Consider the following 15,819-nt stretch of genomic DNA (forward strand, 5'->3'; position numbering starts at 1 on the left):
CGCGGCCGTCACCCCAGCGCTCTCCTGCGTTGGGGTGACGGCCGCATGGCGCACCCGGGCGGCGTCCGTCAGCATGATCTGGCCCGTTGCCGGATGCCTGCTGGAGGCGCTGCCATGCCGTACTCGCTGGTCAGTGCCGCCACGCTGGGCTTCGATCTGGTCCGCCTCCCCGGCGGTCGCGCGGTCGCCGAGGTGCTCCTCACCGGGCTGCTCGCCGACGCCGCCGACCTCGCCCGCGTCGCCGACGCCCACCCCGCCCGCGGGATGCAGGCCGAGCAGCGTGGCGTGCTGGCGGTGCGCTCCCGGCGGGCCCGCGAGCTGGCCGCCGGCGTCCCCTCCGTGCGCACGGCCTCCGCCGGCGCCGACCGCGCCGCGGTCCTGGTCGCCCAGCTCGAGCAGGGCACCATCGGTGACGCCCCCACGCTGGAGCGCCTGGTGCGCGAGGACGTGCTGGGCCCCGAGCACCAGGACGTCGCCGTCCTGCCCACCCGCGCCGCCGAGGAGGCCGCCGACGTGCTCGCCGACGCGGCCGTCGGCTACTGGGCGGCCGGTGTCCTGCCCCCGCTGGTCCGGCGCGAGCTCACCGCGGCGTTCGACCGGGTGATCGATGCCGGTGCCGTGACCGACCGTGCGGCCGACCTCGGCCCGGCCACCGCCGACGTCGAGGCGCTCCTGGGCGGGCTCGCCCGCCTGGATTCCCCCGGTCGGGCCGACTGGCGGGACGCCGTCGACGAGGGCCGCGCCGAGCACCGGCCGTGGGCGACCGCCATGCACGAGGCCTCGTGGGCCGCGCACGTCTCGGGCCGCACCCGCGCCCTGGCCACGGCGCAGCTGCTCGCCGTCCAGGCGTTCCTCGACGGCGGCTTCAGCGTCTCCGACGGAGCGTCGGGCTGTTGGAACGCCGTCGCCGGGTGCGTGCAGGGGACCGTGATGGCCGACCTGCTCGACGAGGGATCCCTCGGGGTGCTCCTCGCCCCCGCGCGCCGGGTCGCCGGCACGGCCTGACCCGGCCCACCCCGCACAGCCGCCCGGCCGCCGCCCCTCTTCCGGGGGGAGGGCCGCCGTTGACGTGAAGACCGGTTGTGCGCCGCCGATGTTCTCTGTCGAGAGTTCCGGCCGTCTGCCCTGCTGCGCTCAAGCGAAGCCGGCGGCTGCCGATACAGAAACGACAGCCTTGCTGGGCTGGCCCAGCAGGGAGCAGGAGGACACCGCGTGAACCCGATCCGGGTGATGGTCGTCGACGATTCCGTCGTCGTCCGGAAGATCGTGACCGACGTGCTGTCCGCCGACCCGGGTATCGAGGTCGTGGGCACCGCCGTGAACGGCAAGGTGGCGCTGGCCAAGCTGGACCAGCTCAAGCCCGACCTGATCACGATGGACATCGAGATGCCGGAGATGAACGGCATCGAGGCGGTCCGGGAGATCCGCGCCACCCGCAATCGCGTCCCGATCGTCATGTTCAGCACGCTCACCGAGCGCGGTGCCTCGGCGACCCTCGACGCGCTCGCCGCCGGCGCCAACGACTACGTCACGAAGCCGGCGAACGTCGGCAGCGTCGGCCAGTCGATGGAGAGCGTGCGCGAGCAGCTCATCCCCCGCATCAAGGTTCTCACCGGTCGTCCCGTGACCCCCGGCCCGGCGCGGGCCGCCGCCCCCGTGGCGCCGCCGCGCCCGGCGGCGCCGCGCACCGGCCCCGGCAAGAAGCCCGCCGTGCTGGTCATCGGCTCCTCCACCGGCGGCCCCGAGGCGCTGGCCAAGGTGCTGCCGCAGCTGCCTGCGAACCTCCCCGTGCCCGTGCTCCTGGTGCAGCACATGCCCCCCGTCTTCACCCGGCAGTTCGCCCAGCGGCTGGACCGCCTCTGCGCGCTGCGCATCGTGGAGGCCTCCGACGGCAGCCCGCTGGTGCCAGGGGTCGTGCACCTCGCGCCGGGCGACCACCACCTCGTCGTCCGCGAGGTCGGGCGGCCAGGGGCGCAACGTCTGCAGACCGGGCTCAACCAGGGCCCGCCGGAGAACTTCTGCCGCCCGGCCGTCGACCCGCTGTTCCGCTCCGCGGTGGCCGCGTACGACGGCGCCGTCCTGGCGGTCGTCCTCACCGGCATGGGCGCCGACGGGCGCAACGGCGCGGGCGAGGTCCGCGCCGCCGGCGGGACCGTGATCGTGCAGGACCAGGCGACGTCGGTGGTCTGGGGCATGCCCGGCGCGGTCAGCCAGGCCGGTTTCGCCGACGAGATCCTGCCCCTCGACCGCATCGCAGAAGCCATCACCCGTCACCTGGCCGGCGTCACGCCGGGCCGAAGTGGCGCAGTGCTCGCCGGAGGAGCCCGATGACCCTGACCGCCACCAGCTTCGACTGGGTGCGCGCGCTCGTCCACAAGGAGAGCGCGATCGTGCTGCAGCCGGGCAAGGAGTACCTGGTGGAGGCCCGGCTGCTGCCGATCGCCCGGCAGCTCGGCATGCCCGACGTCAGCCAGTTCGTCGAGTCGGTGCGCACCCGCCCCGACCCCGACAAGACCCGGCAGATCGTCGAGGCGCTCACCACCAACGAGACGTCCTGGTTCCGCGACGGCGACCCGTTCACCGCGCTCACCTCCACGGTCATGCCGGCGCTGCTGGCCGCCCGCGGCCCCAACGAGCGCTTGCAGATCTGGTCGGCGGCCTGCTCCAGCGGCCAGGAGCCGTACACGATCGCGATGCTGCTCGAGGACTCGTTGCCCAACGCGGCCACCCGGGTCGCCATCACCGCGACCGACCTGTCCCGCGAGATGGTCGAGCGCACCAAGGCCGGCCGCTTCAGCCAGCTCGAGGTCAACCGCGGCCTGCCCGCGCCGATGCTCGTCCGGCACTTCACGCGGGCCGGGACCGAGTGGGAGGTCTCCCCCACCCTGCGGCGGATGGTGAGCGCCAGCGAGTGCAACCTCGCCGCTCCCCTCCCCCGCCTCGGCCCGTTCGACGTGGTCTACCTGCGCAACGTGCTCATCTACTTCGACCTGCCGACCAAGCAGGCGATCCTCCGCCGGGTGCGCGACCTCATGCGCCCCGACGGGTGGCTGTTCCTCGGTGCGGCAGAGACGACGCTCGGGGTGGACGACTCATGGGAACGGGTCGTCATCGGCCGCAGCTCTGCCTACCGCCCACTGAAGGGGGCCTGACGTGCGTGCTCTGGTGATCGACGATTCGCGCGCGATGCGCCGGATCGTCTCCGGAACTCTCGAGAACCTCGGGTTCGAGGTGAACCAGGCCGGGGACGGCCGCGAGGGCCTCGACGTGCTCGCCGACGGCTGGGTGCCCGACCTGGTCACCGTCGACTGGAACATGCCGGTGATGGACGGGCTGCAGTTCGTCTCCGCCGTCCGCGCCAACCCCGCCTACCGGGCCATGACGATCATGATGGTGACCTCCGAGAGCGAGCACACCCAGATCGTGCGCGCCCTGGCCGCCGGCGCCCACGAGTACGTGATCAAGCCGTTCACCGCCGACGCACTGCGCGACAAGCTCGCGCTGCTCGGCCTGCTCCCGCAGGAGGCTGCACTGTGAGCACCGTCGACACCGGGGAGCGCCGTCGCGCCGCCGACGGCCGCCCCGTCATCACCGAGCTGATCGACGAGGCCACCGTCCAGTCGATCGCCGAGGACGCGTGGACCGCCCTGGTCGGCGAGGACGAGTTCCTCGTGCCCGTCCCCGGTGAGCTGCCCGCCGACGCCCTGTCCAGCTGGGTCGACGTCGTGGGTCCGTGGACCGGCAGCGTCGTCCTCACCACCGCCCGCGAGACCGCCGCGGACCTCACCCGGGCGCTGCTCGGCGACCACGCCCCCGACGAGCTCGAGGACGAGGACGTCGCCGACGCCTTCGGCGAGATCGCCAACGTCGTCGGCGGCAACGTCAAGGCGGCCCTGCCCGGGCCGTCCGGGCTGAGCCTGCCGGACGTCGGGGACGCCCCCGCGGTCCGCAACCCGGCCGACGTCTGCCGGCTGGACGTCCTGTGGCGTGGCCAGCCGCTCACCATCTCCGTGCAGGGCGCTCTGCCGCCGCTGCCGGGAGCACAACCGCACAACGAGGGCGCCATCCCCGCCCTCCCCGAGAACGGAGCGTCACTGTGAAGATCCTGGTCGCCGACGACAGCCGCGTCATGCGGCAGATCGTCATCCGCACGCTGCGCCAGGCCGGATACGACGACCACGACATCGTCGAGGCCGAGGACGGGCGCGATGCCCTGGACAAGGTCGCCTCGGAGAAGCCGGACCTCGTCCTGTCCGACTGGAACATGCCGAACATGACCGGCCTGGAGTGCCTGCAGGCGCTGCGCTCGTCCGGCTCGGCCGTGCCGTTCGGCTTCGTGACCTCGGAGGGCTCCCCCGAGATGCGCGAGAAGGCGGCGAACGCCGGCGCGCTGTTCCTGATCGCGAAGCCGTTCACCGAGGACACCTTCAAGGAGCACCTGGACGGGGTGATCGCATGAGCAACGGCACCGTGCTGCTGCCCGCCGCCAAGGACGTCCGAGAGATGCTCGAGGGCCTCGTGGGCCGGTCCGTGACCGTCGCGACGGGGGCGCCGGTCACCCCGGCCCCCGACCGTCCGGTCTCGGTGGCGGTCTACGTCGACCCGCACATGGCCGTCAACGCGATCTGCGTGATGGACCTCGGGGCGTCGGCCTACACCGGTGGCGCCCTGGCACTGCTGCCGCCCGGTGGCTGTCAGGACGCCGTCGAGGAGGACGGCGAACTGAGCGGGATGCTGGTCGAGGCCCTCCACGAGGTCGTCAACGTGCTCTCGGCGCTGTTCAACACCCCGGGCGCACCGCACTCGAAGCTGCACAAGCTCTACGCACCCGGCGACGACCTGCCGGGCGACATCGAGGGGATGCTGGCCGGCTTCAACCGGCTCGACGTCGCCCTCGAGGTGCAGGGCTACGGCAAGGGCGCGCTCTCCCTGGTCCTCCCGTACTGATCCACCGCTAGACGCTCAGCGACCCCCGATGCGCAGGCATCGGGGGTCGCGGCGTTCAGGGGTCAGACGTACGCGGCTTCGCGGTCCTCGACGGTGCTGGGCAGGCAGGCCCAGACGTGCTTGCAGCCGTCGTCGACGTACCAGCCGTGGGCCACCGAGAGCCGCGCCACCAGGTGCAGCCCCATCCCGCCCTGGGCGGGGTCGCGGTCGACCGCCGGGGCCGGCATCGAGTCGGGCGCACGGTCGCTCACGTCGAGCAGCCAGCCGCCGCTGCCGGCGATCACCGTCGCGACGACGGGCGAGGCGCCGTGTCGCAGGGCGTTGGACGCCAGTTCGTCGAAGGCGAGCACCAGTCGCTCACCGGAGGGGTCCTCCTCGTCGTCCGGGAACCCGACGCAGCCGAGGCGGTCGCGCAGGGAGGCACGGGCCGACGGCAGTTCGGCCACCGCACCCAGGTCCCAGCGCCACACATCGCCCCGTCCGTCGGGCAACGCTCGCAACGGCCACGTGAGCCGTCCCATGGCCTCCCCCTCAGGTCAGCGGTCCGACGCAGTTCCGGGTTGCCCCGCCGGGCGGGGGTCCAACCGTCGCGCAGCAGAGATTCCTCGGCCGCGACGGTGTGATCCTGGCCGCGGTCAGCCCGGGCCCGCGCTGAGACGGACGGCGACGAGGGCGACGTCGTCCTGCGGTGTGGCGGGCAGCATGCGCGCCAGGACGGCGTCGCACATCTCCTCCAGGGGGCCGCCGGCCAGTGCCCGGAGCAGCCCCGCCAGCCGGTCCATCCCGTCGTCGATGGTGCGGTCGCGGCGCTCGATCAGCCCGTCGGTGTAGAGGAAGAGGGTCGATCCCGGCTCGACCGCGACGACCGGCTCGGCCCGGATGCTGCCGGGGTCGACGCCGAGCAGCAGGTCACCGTCCGGGCCGCCCAGCACCTGCACCGCCCCGTCGGGCGCGACCAGCATCGGCGGCGGGTGTCCGGCGTTGGCCCAGCGGACCCGGCCCCACCCCGGCTCCCCGTCACCGGTCCGCTCGAAGCGGGCGATCGCGGCCGTGGCCAGCGTGTCGGTGTGCATGTCCGCGATCGCCTCGTCCAGGCCGCGCAGCACCTCGGCCGGGCCGGCCCCGCTGTAGTGCGCGATCCCGCGCAGCAGACCCCGCAGCTGCCCCATCGCCGCGGCGGCCTCCGTGTCGTGGCCGACCACGTCACCGATGACGACGACGGGGTCGCCGCCGCGCTGGAGGAACGCGTCGTACCAGTCGCCGCCCACCTGGGCCGCCTCGGCGGCCGGCACGTATCGCGCGCACACCGCGGTGCTGCCGAGGTCCGGGGGCTCGGTGAGCAGGCTGCGTTGCAGCGCCTCGGCCAGCAGTGCCTGCTGGCTCTGGCGGTGGACGCGCGCGATGGCCCGGGCTGCGGCCGAGGCGACCTGCCGGGCGGTGGCGAGGTCCTCGGCCGGCACGGTGCGACCGGCGTCCTGGTAGAGGGTGAGGACGCCGACGGTGCGCTCGTCCGCGGTCAGGGGCAGCACCGTCGCCGACGAGGGGCCGAGACGGACGAGCAGGTCACGGGCCGGGCCCGGCACCATCAGGTCGAGCACGGCGGCGACCGACTCGGTCACCGGCGTCCCGGCGTCGAGCGCGCGGGCCACCGGCGAGGCGCTGGGCAGCGTGTCGAGGCGGACCTGCGCGTACTGCTCCATGAGCGGGCGCCGGCCCGGGTCGGCGTGCCACGAGCCGATGTCGTGGACGCGGCCCTCCCGGTCGACGACGGTCACGATGCAGCCGTCGGCGAGCGTCGGCACGACCAGTCGGGCCAGGCGGGCGAGGGCCGACTCGGTGTCCTGGGCGATCGCGAGTTCGGCGCGCACCTCGGCGAGCAGCGCCGCGCGCTCCACCACCTGCCGGGCGGTGTCCTGCGCGCGGCGGCGGTCGGTGACGTCGAGCAGGTACACGGCCACCCCGCCCGGCCCCGGCCAGGCGCGGACCTCGAACGAGCCGTGCCCGGTGCCGGGATGGGCGGCCTCGAACGTCACCGGCTCGCCGGAGGCCACGGCGGACCGGTAGCTGGCCTCGAACACGCCGCCGCGCATGCCGGGGAACGCGTCCCACATCGACGTCGCGTGCAGCACGGCCCGGGAGCGCTGCAGCAGGCGCTCGGCGGCCTCGTTCAGGTAGCGGAACCGCCAGTCCTCGTCGAGGAGGCAGAACGCGGCGGGCATCGCGTCCAGGAACGGCCCGAGCACGGGCGCGACCGCGTGGACGTCCCGCTCCCCCACGTGGCGGTGCGGGAACGGGTCCGCGACCGGGCAGGGGTCCCGGATCTCCGGGAGCAGGTCGTTCCTGTCGTCCACGCTGGTGCCCTCCCCCGGCCGCCCGCTGCTGGGCCCCGCTGTTGGAGCGGCCCGCTCGGGAGGCTGCCGCCGCCGTCGAGGACGAGAGCGATTGTGGTCATCCCGCAACCGGCTGCCAAGGAGGTGCTGCCCGTGTCGTGGCCGTGCTGCCCTACCTCGTTCAGTCGGGGTGGCGCAGCAGGTAGCGACCGAAGTGGGGGACGGTGAAGGCGATCTGGCCGCGCTCGGCGGAGTAGACCAGGCCCTTCTTGATCAGCGAGTCCCGCGCGGGGGAGAGCGACGCGGGCTTGCGCCCCAGCGAGACAGCCACCTCCGACGTCGCCACCGCCGCGCCGTTCGGGCCGCCCAGCTCGGCCATCGCGTGCATGTACTCGCGCTCGGCCGGCGTGGCGCGGTCGTAGCGCGACCCGAAGAAACCGACCGCGAGCTCGGCCTCGGCGACGGGGGACGCCATCGCGACGTCGCCGGCGGTGATGGGGGAGGAGGCGGCGACGTCCCAGGTGACCTTGCCGTAGGCCTGCACGAAGTACGGGTAGCCGTCGGCGGCGTCGTAGAGGGCGTCGAGCGCGGCCGGCTCGAAGTCGACGTCCTCGCGCGCGGCGGGCGCGAGCAGCGCGCGGTCGGCGGCCTCGCGGTCGAGGCGGTCGATGCGCAGGTAGCGGAACAGCCGCTCGGAGTAGCTCTTGGAGGCGCTGAGGACGGCGGGCAGGTGGGGGAGGCCCGCGCCGACGACGATCAGCGGCGCGCCCTGCTGGGACAGCTCGTGGCACGCCGCGCAGATCGCCGAGACGTCGTCGGGCTGCACGTCCTGCATCTCGTCGATGAACAGGGCGATGCCGCTGCCGATGTCGGCGGCCACGCCCGCGGCGTCGCTGAGCAGCTCGACCAGGTCGATCTCCATGTCGCCGGAGTCGGCCCGCCCGGTCGCGGCGGGGACGTCGATGCCCGGCTGCCAGCGGTCGCGCACCTTCGAGTCGGCCGACTCCCGCAGGGCGAAGGCCTTGAGGACGCCGAGGACCTCCTCGATCGACTCCGGGTCCTTGTGCCGGGGCCCCAGCTCGCGCAGCGCCATGTGCAGCGCGGAGGAGACCGGGCGGCGCAGCGACTGCTCGGGCCGCGCCTCGATCTTGCCGGTGCCCCAGCCGCGGCTGATCGCCGCCGACCGCAACTGGTTGAGCAGCACCGTCTTGCCGACGCCGCGCAGGCCGGTGAGCACGAGCGAGCGCTCGGGCCGGCCGTGCGCGATCCGCTCCAGCACGACGTCGAAGGCCGACAGCTCGGTGTCCCGGCCGGCCAGCTCGGGCGGCCGCTGCCCGGCGCCGGGGGCGTAGGGGTTCCGCACGGGATCCATGTCGAGGACCGTATGGCGTTCTCTAGCCGGATCCGTAGACATCGGTAGAACGGCCTAGCGCGTGTCGCGTCGAGAGTGATCTGTCGCTGTCTAGTTCCGACGCTAGACGGCGCGAGAAGCCGGGAGATCCCCCTACGGCGGACCGTCCACCGCTAGCGTTCACGCGTGATCAAGTTCGCGATCAAGGTCGTCCTGCTGGCCGCGGTGTTCTACGGCCTGACGCGGTACGACGTCCTGCCCGGGCTGGACATCGTCCCGAACCCGGAGGGGCCGCTCGGCGAGTTCGGCACCTACCTGTGGATCGGGCTGATCTTCGGCGTCGTGAACGCCATCGTGGGCCCGGTCCTCCGGCTGCTGTCTTTGCCGTTCGTGGTGATCACGCTGGGCCTGTTCCTGCTGATCATCAACGCGGCGCTGCTCGGTCTGACGGCCGCGCTCACCGAGCGCCTGACCATCGACGGCTTCGGCACCGCCGTGCTCGGCGGGCTGATCCTGGCCGTCGCCGGCTGGATCTTCGACCAGGTGCTCGACCGCTGATCTGACACCCCGCCGCGCCGCCGTGACGGCGGTCTCAGCGGGCAGTAGCGTGGCCGGTCATGGCCACCATCACCGGTGTCGCTCCGGAGACCCCGGTGCAGCCGGACGGCGGCTCCGTGGACGGCGCTCCCACCGAGCTCGCCGCACTGGAGGCCGCCCGCAGCGAGAAGCGTGAACTCCTCGACCGAGCGGCGTCCGTCGCGGTCTCCGAGCTCGGTCCGAAGTCGACGCTGCCCGGCGGCTGCGTCCCGGGTGACCTGCCGGCGCTGCTCCAGCGCTACTACTGGAGCGAGCCCGCCGCCGAGGTGCTCGGGCACGATCCCGCCGAGCTCGCCGGGCTGGCGTTGGGCCACCTGAAGCTCGCCGAGGTCCGTCCGCCCGGCAAGGCGACCGTCGACGTCCACCTGCTCACCGACGGCCGGGGCGGTCCGGCGGGTGGCGGCGGAGCGGTGATCCGGCTGGTCACCGACGACATGCCCTACCTCGTCGACTCGGTGACCGCCGAGGTCGTGCGGCAGGGTGCCGCGCTGGCGCACGTCGTGCACCCGGTCGTGGTGGTCCGGCGGGACGTCACCGGTCGGATGAAGGCCTTCTGCGACAGCTCCGACGCCGCCGACTGCGGGGCCGACGCGCTCACCGAGTCCTGGATGGCCGTCGTCCTCGACGGGCCGGTCGACGAGGAGGCCGCCGCCGACCTGGTCTCGGGCCTGCGCACGGTGCTCGACGACGTGCGCGCGGTCGACGAGGACGCCGCCCGCATGCGCGCCCGGATCCTCGAGATCGCCGGCCGGCTGGACACCATGGCCGCCGACACCACACCGGCCCCGGGCAGCGACCCCGCCGACGACCCCGCCGAGGCCGCCGCGCTGCTGCGCTGGCTCGCCGACGGCAACTTCGTGTTCCTCGGCGCCCGCGATGTCGACCTCGTGCAGAGCCGCGGGAAGCCGTCGTCGCGTGCCGTCGCCGGCACCGGCCTGGGGGTGCTGCGCAGCGACACCGACATGACCGCCTCGGTGGTCCGGCTGCCCGAGGCCGCCCGCACCCCGCGCCACCACCTGCTCACGGTCACCAAGGCCGACGCCCGCTCCCCCGTGCACCGCCGGGCATGGCTGGACCTCGTCGCGGTCAGCCTGCCCCACGGTGGCGGCGAACGGCAGTACCGATTCGTCGGGCTGTTCCCGTCGGCGGCGTACACGAGCAGCGTCCTCGACGTGCCGCTCGTGCGGCGGCGGGTGGAGGAGGTGGTCACCCGCTCCGGCGTGCCGGCCGACAGCCACACCGGCAAAGAGCTGCTGGAGGTCCTCGAGACCTATCCGCGCGACGAGCTGCTGCAGGTCGGCGCCGACGAGCTGCTCCCGGTCGCGTTCGGCGTCCTGCACCTGCAGGAGCGGCGGCAGACCCGGCTCTTCCTCCGCCGCGACCCCACGGGCCGGTTCTGGTCGGCGCTGGTCTACCTGCCGCGCGACCGGTACACCACCGAGGTGCGACTGGCGATGCAGCAGCTGCTGCTCGAGCGCCTGGGCGGCACGAGCGTCGAGTACACCGCGCGGTCCACCGAGTCGGTGCTCGCCCGCCTGCACTTCGTCGTCCGGGTGCCGGTCACCCGGCGGGGCACCCCGGAGCCGGTGTCGGTCGACGGGGAGGCGCTGCAGGCCGAGCTCGCGGCCGCCGCCCGCAGCTGGACCGACGACCTCTCCGATGCGCTCGTCGCCCGGCACGGCGCCGACGCGGAGAAGATGTTCGCGCGCGTCGCCGACGCCTTCCCGGCCGCCTACCAGGAGGACTTCTCCGCCGAGCAGGCCGTCGCCGACCTCGAGCGGCTCGACGGACTGGGCGAGGGCGAGCTGTCGCTGCGGCTGTGGACGCCGCCGGGCGCGGCGCCCGGCGAGCGCCGGCTGAGCGTCTACCGGGTGGGTCAGCGGCTGCTGCTGTCCGAGGTGCTGCCGGTCCTGCAGGACATGGGCGTCTCCGTGGTCGACGAGCGGCCCTACGAGATCGAGCGGATCGGCGCCCCGCCGACCTGGATCTACGACTTCGGCGTCGCCGTCCCCGCGGTGGAGCTGCCGTTGCTGCGCTCGCTGCCCGAGCGGTTCACCGACGCCGTCGGCGCCGTCTGGCGCGGGGAGGCCGAGGGTGACGGCCTCGGTGCGCTGGTGCTGCTGGCCGGCCTCAACTGGCGCCAGGTCACCGTGATCCGCGCGTACGTGCAGTGGCTCCGGCAGGCGGGCCTGCCGTTCGGGCAGCGCTACGTCGAGCAGACGCTGGCCGCGCATCCCGACGTCGTCGCGCGGCTGGTGCTGCTGTTCGAGACCCGGTTCTCCCCCGAGCGCTCCGCCGGCCGGGCCGGCCGGGAGGCCGAGCTGGTCGAGTCGCTGCGCCGCACGATCGGCGAGGTCGAGTCGCTGGACGCCGACCGGGTGCTGACCGCGCTGCTGTCGGCCGTCACCGCCACCCAGCGGACGACGTACTACGCCATGAACGGACCGGCCGTGAACGGCCCCCGGCCCACCCCGCTGGCCCTCAAGCTCGACCCGAAGGCGGTGCCCGACCTGCCCGAGCCGCGGCCGGCCCGCGAGGTGTGGGTGAGCTCCCCGCGGGTGATGGGCGTGCACCTGCGCTTCGGTGCGGTCGCGCGCGGCGGGCTGCGCTGGTCCGACCGGCGCGAGGACCTGCGCACCGAGGTGCTCGGCCTGGTCAAGGCGCAGATGGTGAAGAACACCGTCATCGTGCCGACCGGGGCCAAGGGCGGGTTCGTCGTCAAGCAGCCCCTGCCCGACGGGGCATCGCGCGACGCCGTGCTCGCGCAGGGGCAGGAGTGCTACAAGGAGTTCATCGGCGCCCTGCTGTCGCTGACCGACAACCTGGTCGACGGCGCCGTGGTGGCGCCGCCGCGGGTGGTCCGGCACGACGGCGACGACACCTATCTCGTCGTCGCGGCCGACAAGGGGACGGCGACGTTCTCCGACCTGGCCAACTCCGTCGCCCTGGAGCGCGGATTCTGGCTGGGCGACGCCTTCGCCTCCGGCGGCTCGGTCGGCTACGACCACAAGGCGATGGGCATCACCGCCCGCGGCGCCTGGGAGTCGGTCACCCGCCACTTCCGGGCCATGGGTGTCGACGTCGCTCGCGAGGAGTTCACCGTCGTCGGCGTCGGCGACATGTCCGGCGACGTGTTCGGCAACGGCATGCTCCTCTCCCCGCACATCCGGCTGGTCGCCGCCTTCGACCACCGGCACGTGTTCGTCGACCCGACCCCCGACGCCGCCACCTCCTTCGCCGAGCGCCGCCGCCTGTTCCGGCTCCAGCGCTCGTCGTGGGCCGACTACAACCGCTCGCTGATCAGCGCCGGGGGCGGCGTCTGGCCGCGGACGGCCAAGGCGGTGCCGGTGTCCGACGCCATGCGCGCCGCGCTCGGCCTGGCCGACGACGTCGTGGCGCTGTCGCCGGTGGAGCTGATCCGGGCGATCCTGCTGGCCCCGGTCGACCTGCTGTTCAACGGCGGGATCGGCACCTACGTGAAGGCTGCCGTCGAGAGCCACCTCGAGGTCGGCGACAAGGCCAACGACGCGGTGCGGGTGGACGGCGAGCAGCTGCGGGTGCGGGTCGTCGGCGAGGGCGGCAACCTCGGGCTGACCCAGCGCGGCCGCGTCGAGTACGCGCTGCACGGCGGCCGGGTGAACACCGACGCGATCGACAACTCCGCAGGCGTCGACACCTCCGACCACGAGGTCAACATCAAGATCGCGCTCAACCGCGTGGTCGACGACGGCACGCTCGATCCGGCCGGGCGCGCGGAGCTGCTCAAGGAGATGGCCGACGACGTCGCGGCCGCCGTCCTGACCAACAACCACGCGCAGAACGCGACGCTGGCCGCCGAGGTCACGTCCGCGCGCAGCCTGCTCGACGCCCACGAGCGTTTCCTGCGGGCGCTGGAGCGCTCCGGTCGGCTGGTGCGCAGCGTCGAGGCGCTCCCGGACGACCGGCAGCTGGCCGAGCGGCGGCGCGACGGGCATGCGCTCACCGGCCCGGAGCTCTCCGTGCTGCTGGCCTACGCGAAGCTGCAAACCGATGCGGCCGTGCTGAAGTCGACGTTGCCCGACGACCCGGCGCTGGAGCGGCTGCTCGTCGACTACTTCCCCGCCCGGCTGCGCGAACGCTTCCCCGCCGCGATCACCGGGCACCCGCTCCGGCGCGAGATCATCGCGACCGCGCTGACCAACCGCGCGGTCAACATCGCCGGCGTCACCGGGCTGTTCCGGCTCGCGGAGGAGACCGGTGTCCCGCTGGAGACCGTCGTCCGCGCGCATGCCGTGGCGCGCGAGGTCTTCGGGATCGACCGGATGTGGGACGCCGTCCGCCCGCTGGACAACCAGGTGTCGGCGGCGGTCCAGGTGGAGCTGCGGACCGAGGCGACCCGGCTGGCCGAGCGCACCGCCCGCTGGCTGCTGCGCCTGCCGTCGGTTGTCGCGGACCCGCCGGCCCCGGTCGGCGAGGTGACGGATCGGTTCGCCACGGCGGTGGCCGCCGTGCGCAGCGGCCTGCCCGGCTGGCTGCTGGGCGCCGAGGCCGCGGCCTACGCCGAGCGCGCGGGCCGGCTCGAGGCCGCGGGCGTGCCCGCCGACCTGGCCGCCGACGCGGCGGCGGCACCGCTGATGCCGGCCGCGCTGGACCTGGCCGTCGTCGCCGAGCAGACCGGCGCCCCGATCGCGCTGGCCGGGCACGTCATGCAGTGCCTGGCCGAGCGGCTGGGCCTGGTGCCGCTGCGGGAGCTGGTCATCGCGCTGCCGCGCGACCGGCGCTGGCCGTCGATGGCCCGGGCCACCCTGCGGGACGACCTCGCCGCCGAGCACGCCGCGCTGACCGCCGACGTCCTCACGCTCCGCCGCAAGGACAGCGACAAGGCCCCGGCCCTGGTCGACGCGTGGGTCGGGAAGTGGGACGGCGCCCAGCAGCGGGCGGCGGCGCAGCTGGCCGACATCACGACGGGGGACCGCCAGGAGCTGGCCGAGCTGCTGGTCGCCGTCCGGACGCTGCGCGGCCTCCGCCGCCGCGCCTAGTCGCAGCTAGGGCGCTCTAGTTCCATCGCTAGACAACGGTAGATCCGGCAAGAATTCTGTGTGAGGCCCCGTGCAGGGACCCGCCGCGAGCCTGCGAGTAGTGGGGGGCACGGGGTCCTTTCTCAGAGGGCGGGACGGCGGCGGCCGAACCCCGTCGCCTGCTCGAAGGCATGGCCGGTCTCGAGGACGCGGCGGTCGGCGCGCGGCGGACCGATGACCTGCAGGCCCACGGGCAGGCCGTCGCGGGTGAAACCGCCGGGCACCGAGAGTGCCGGGCAGCCGGTGGCCGAGATGAGGGTGCAGGAGCGCATCCACTCCAGGTAGTTGTCCTGGTGCACGCCGGCGATCTCCGTCGGGTACTCCATCTCCACGGGGAACGGCAGCACCTGCGTGGTGGGCGCCAGCAGCACGTCGTAGCGCTCGAAGAACGCGACCATCCGCTCGTAGAGCTTCGTGTGCGCCGTCTCCGCGCGGGCGAGGTCGGGGCCGCTGAGTGTGGCGCCCATCTCAGCGTTCCAGCGGATCGACTCCTTCACCTTGTCGGGGTGCCGGCGCGCCAGGTCGCCGAACGTCGCCTCGAACAGCCAGGCGCGCAGGGTGCCGAACACCTCGTCGGCGCCGGACAGGTCGGGGCAGGCGTCGTCGACGGTCGCGCCCAGCTCCTCGAACACCGGCACCGACGCGGCCAGCACCGAGACGATCGTCGGGTCGACGGTCACCCGGCCGCCGAGGTCGGGCGCCCAGGCCACGCGCAGGCCGTCGAGACGCTCGGGCAGGGGGGCGGCGAACGCGGACGGGTCGTCGTCCAGCGCGATCGGCACCCGGCGGTCCGGACCGGCCAGGACCGACAGCTGCAGGGCCACGTCGGCGACCGTCCGCCCCATGGGGCCCTGCACCGACAGCTGCGACCAGCCGATCGCCGCCGGCCACGTGGGCACGCGGCCCGGCGTCGGTCGCAGCCCGACGACGTTGCAGAAGCCGGCCGGGTTGCGCAGCGAGCCGCCCATGTCGCTGCCCTCGGCCACCGGCACGAACCCGGCGGCGAGGGCCGCCGCAGCACCGCCGGACGAGCCACCCGCCGACAGCCCGTGCCGGTAGGGGTTGTGGGTCGCGCCGAAGACGGGGTTGAACGTGTGCGAGCCGGCCGCGAACTCGGGCACGTTGGTCTTGCCGACGCGGACCGCCCCGGCCGCCTTCAGCCGCGCGACCACCAGTTCGTCGCGCAGCGGCACGGTGTCGGTGTGCAGGGGCGAGCCCCAGGTCGTGCGCATGCCTCCGGTGGCGTGGGTGTCCTTGTGCGCCACCGGCAGCCCGTGCAGCGGGCCGACCGGCTCGCCGGCGGCGAGCGCGGCGTCCGCGGCGTCGGCAGCCGCCCGCGCCCCCTCGACGTCGAGCGTGACGACGGCGTTCACCGCCGGGTTCCACCGGTCGATCCGGTCGAGGTGGGCATCGAGCAGCTCGCGGGCCGAGATCTCCCGGGCGCGCAGCATCGCGGCCAGCTCGGTGGCGGGGCGGAAGCAGACGTCGTCGTCGGCGGTGGTCACGTCCCCGAGCCTCCCATGCGCCGGCGCAGCCC

The 15,819-nt window shown here is 74.1% G+C and carries 13 protein-coding genes; 9 read left to right on the forward strand and 4 right to left on the reverse strand.

The genetic code is table 11. The features are described from left to right. The first annotated feature begins 114 nt into the window (after positions 1–114). From ABD644_RS22165 to ABD644_RS22195, 7 genes are all read left to right on the forward strand, one after another. Entirely contained in the window at positions 115–1,005 is an 891-nt protein-coding gene (locus ABD644_RS22165; RefSeq protein WP_344691444.1) for a hypothetical protein, read from the forward strand. A gap of 207 nt (positions 1,006–1,212) precedes the next feature. Further along, positions 1,213–2,331, forward strand: coding sequence for a protein-glutamate methylesterase/protein-glutamine glutaminase (locus tag ABD644_RS22170; RefSeq protein WP_344691447.1), 1,119 nt, complete (start codon positions 1,213–1,215; stop codon positions 2,329–2,331). Beyond that, positions 2,328–3,152, forward strand: coding sequence for a CheR family methyltransferase (locus ABD644_RS22175; protein ID WP_344691449.1), 825 nt, complete (start codon positions 2,328–2,330; stop codon positions 3,150–3,152). The genes ABD644_RS22170 and ABD644_RS22175 overlap by 4 nt, the downstream gene beginning before the upstream one ends. 1 nt (position 3,153) lies before the next feature. Then, complete coding sequence (locus tag ABD644_RS22180; RefSeq protein WP_344691451.1) at positions 3,154–3,537, forward strand: response regulator; 384 nt, start codon at positions 3,154–3,156, stop codon at positions 3,535–3,537. Then, positions 3,534–4,100 (forward strand): chemotaxis protein CheX, encoded by a 567-nt coding sequence (locus tag ABD644_RS22185; protein ID WP_344691453.1) that lies wholly within the window; start codon positions 3,534–3,536, stop codon positions 4,098–4,100. Before ABD644_RS22180 ends, ABD644_RS22185 begins: the two co-directional genes overlap by 4 nt. Further along, a complete protein-coding gene (locus ABD644_RS22190; protein ID WP_344691455.1) occupies positions 4,097–4,459 on the forward strand; it encodes a response regulator in 363 nt (120 codons plus the stop codon). The genes ABD644_RS22185 and ABD644_RS22190 overlap by 4 nt, the downstream gene beginning before the upstream one ends. Continuing rightward, positions 4,456–4,947 (forward strand): hypothetical protein, encoded by a 492-nt coding sequence (locus ABD644_RS22195; protein ID WP_344691457.1) that lies wholly within the window; start codon positions 4,456–4,458, stop codon positions 4,945–4,947. Before ABD644_RS22190 ends, ABD644_RS22195 begins: the two co-directional genes overlap by 4 nt. A 62-nt stretch (positions 4,948–5,009) precedes the next feature. On the opposite strand, the gene ABD644_RS22200 is transcribed toward ABD644_RS22195, so the two are convergent. From ABD644_RS22200 to ABD644_RS22210, 3 genes are all read right to left on the reverse strand, one after another. Further along, complete coding sequence (locus ABD644_RS22200; protein WP_344691459.1) at positions 5,010–5,468, reverse strand: ATP-binding protein; 459 nt, start codon at positions 5,466–5,468, stop codon at positions 5,010–5,012. A gap of 114 nt (positions 5,469–5,582) precedes the next feature. Continuing rightward, a complete protein-coding gene (locus tag ABD644_RS22205; protein WP_344691461.1) occupies positions 5,583–7,298 on the reverse strand; it encodes a SpoIIE family protein phosphatase in 1,716 nt (571 codons plus the stop codon). A 160-nt stretch (positions 7,299–7,458) separates the two neighbouring features. Further along, entirely contained in the window at positions 7,459–8,649 is a 1,191-nt protein-coding gene (locus ABD644_RS22210) for an AAA family ATPase (protein WP_344691463.1), read from the reverse strand. 165 nt (positions 8,650–8,814) lie between these two features. On the opposite strand from ABD644_RS22210, the gene ABD644_RS22215 reads away from it, so the two are divergent. Continuing rightward, on the forward strand, positions 8,815–9,186 hold the full coding sequence (locus ABD644_RS22215; protein ID WP_344691465.1) for a phage holin family protein: 372 nt from the start codon (positions 8,815–8,817) through the stop codon (positions 9,184–9,186). Between the two features lie 59 nt (positions 9,187–9,245). Further along, positions 9,246–14,243 (forward strand): NAD-glutamate dehydrogenase, encoded by a 4,998-nt coding sequence (locus tag ABD644_RS22220; protein WP_344691467.1) that lies wholly within the window; start codon positions 9,246–9,248, stop codon positions 14,241–14,243. A gap of 122 nt (positions 14,244–14,365) precedes the next feature. On the opposite strand, the gene ABD644_RS22225 is transcribed toward ABD644_RS22220, so the two are convergent. Then, on the reverse strand, positions 14,366–15,787 hold the full coding sequence (locus ABD644_RS22225; protein ID WP_344691469.1) for an amidase: 1,422 nt from the start codon (positions 15,785–15,787) through the stop codon (positions 14,366–14,368). Between the last annotated feature and the right edge of the window lie 32 nt (positions 15,788–15,819).

Source organism: Blastococcus jejuensis, assembly GCF_039534705.1.
Lineage (GTDB): Bacteria > Actinomycetota > Actinomycetes > Mycobacteriales > Geodermatophilaceae > Blastococcus_B > Blastococcus_B jejuensis.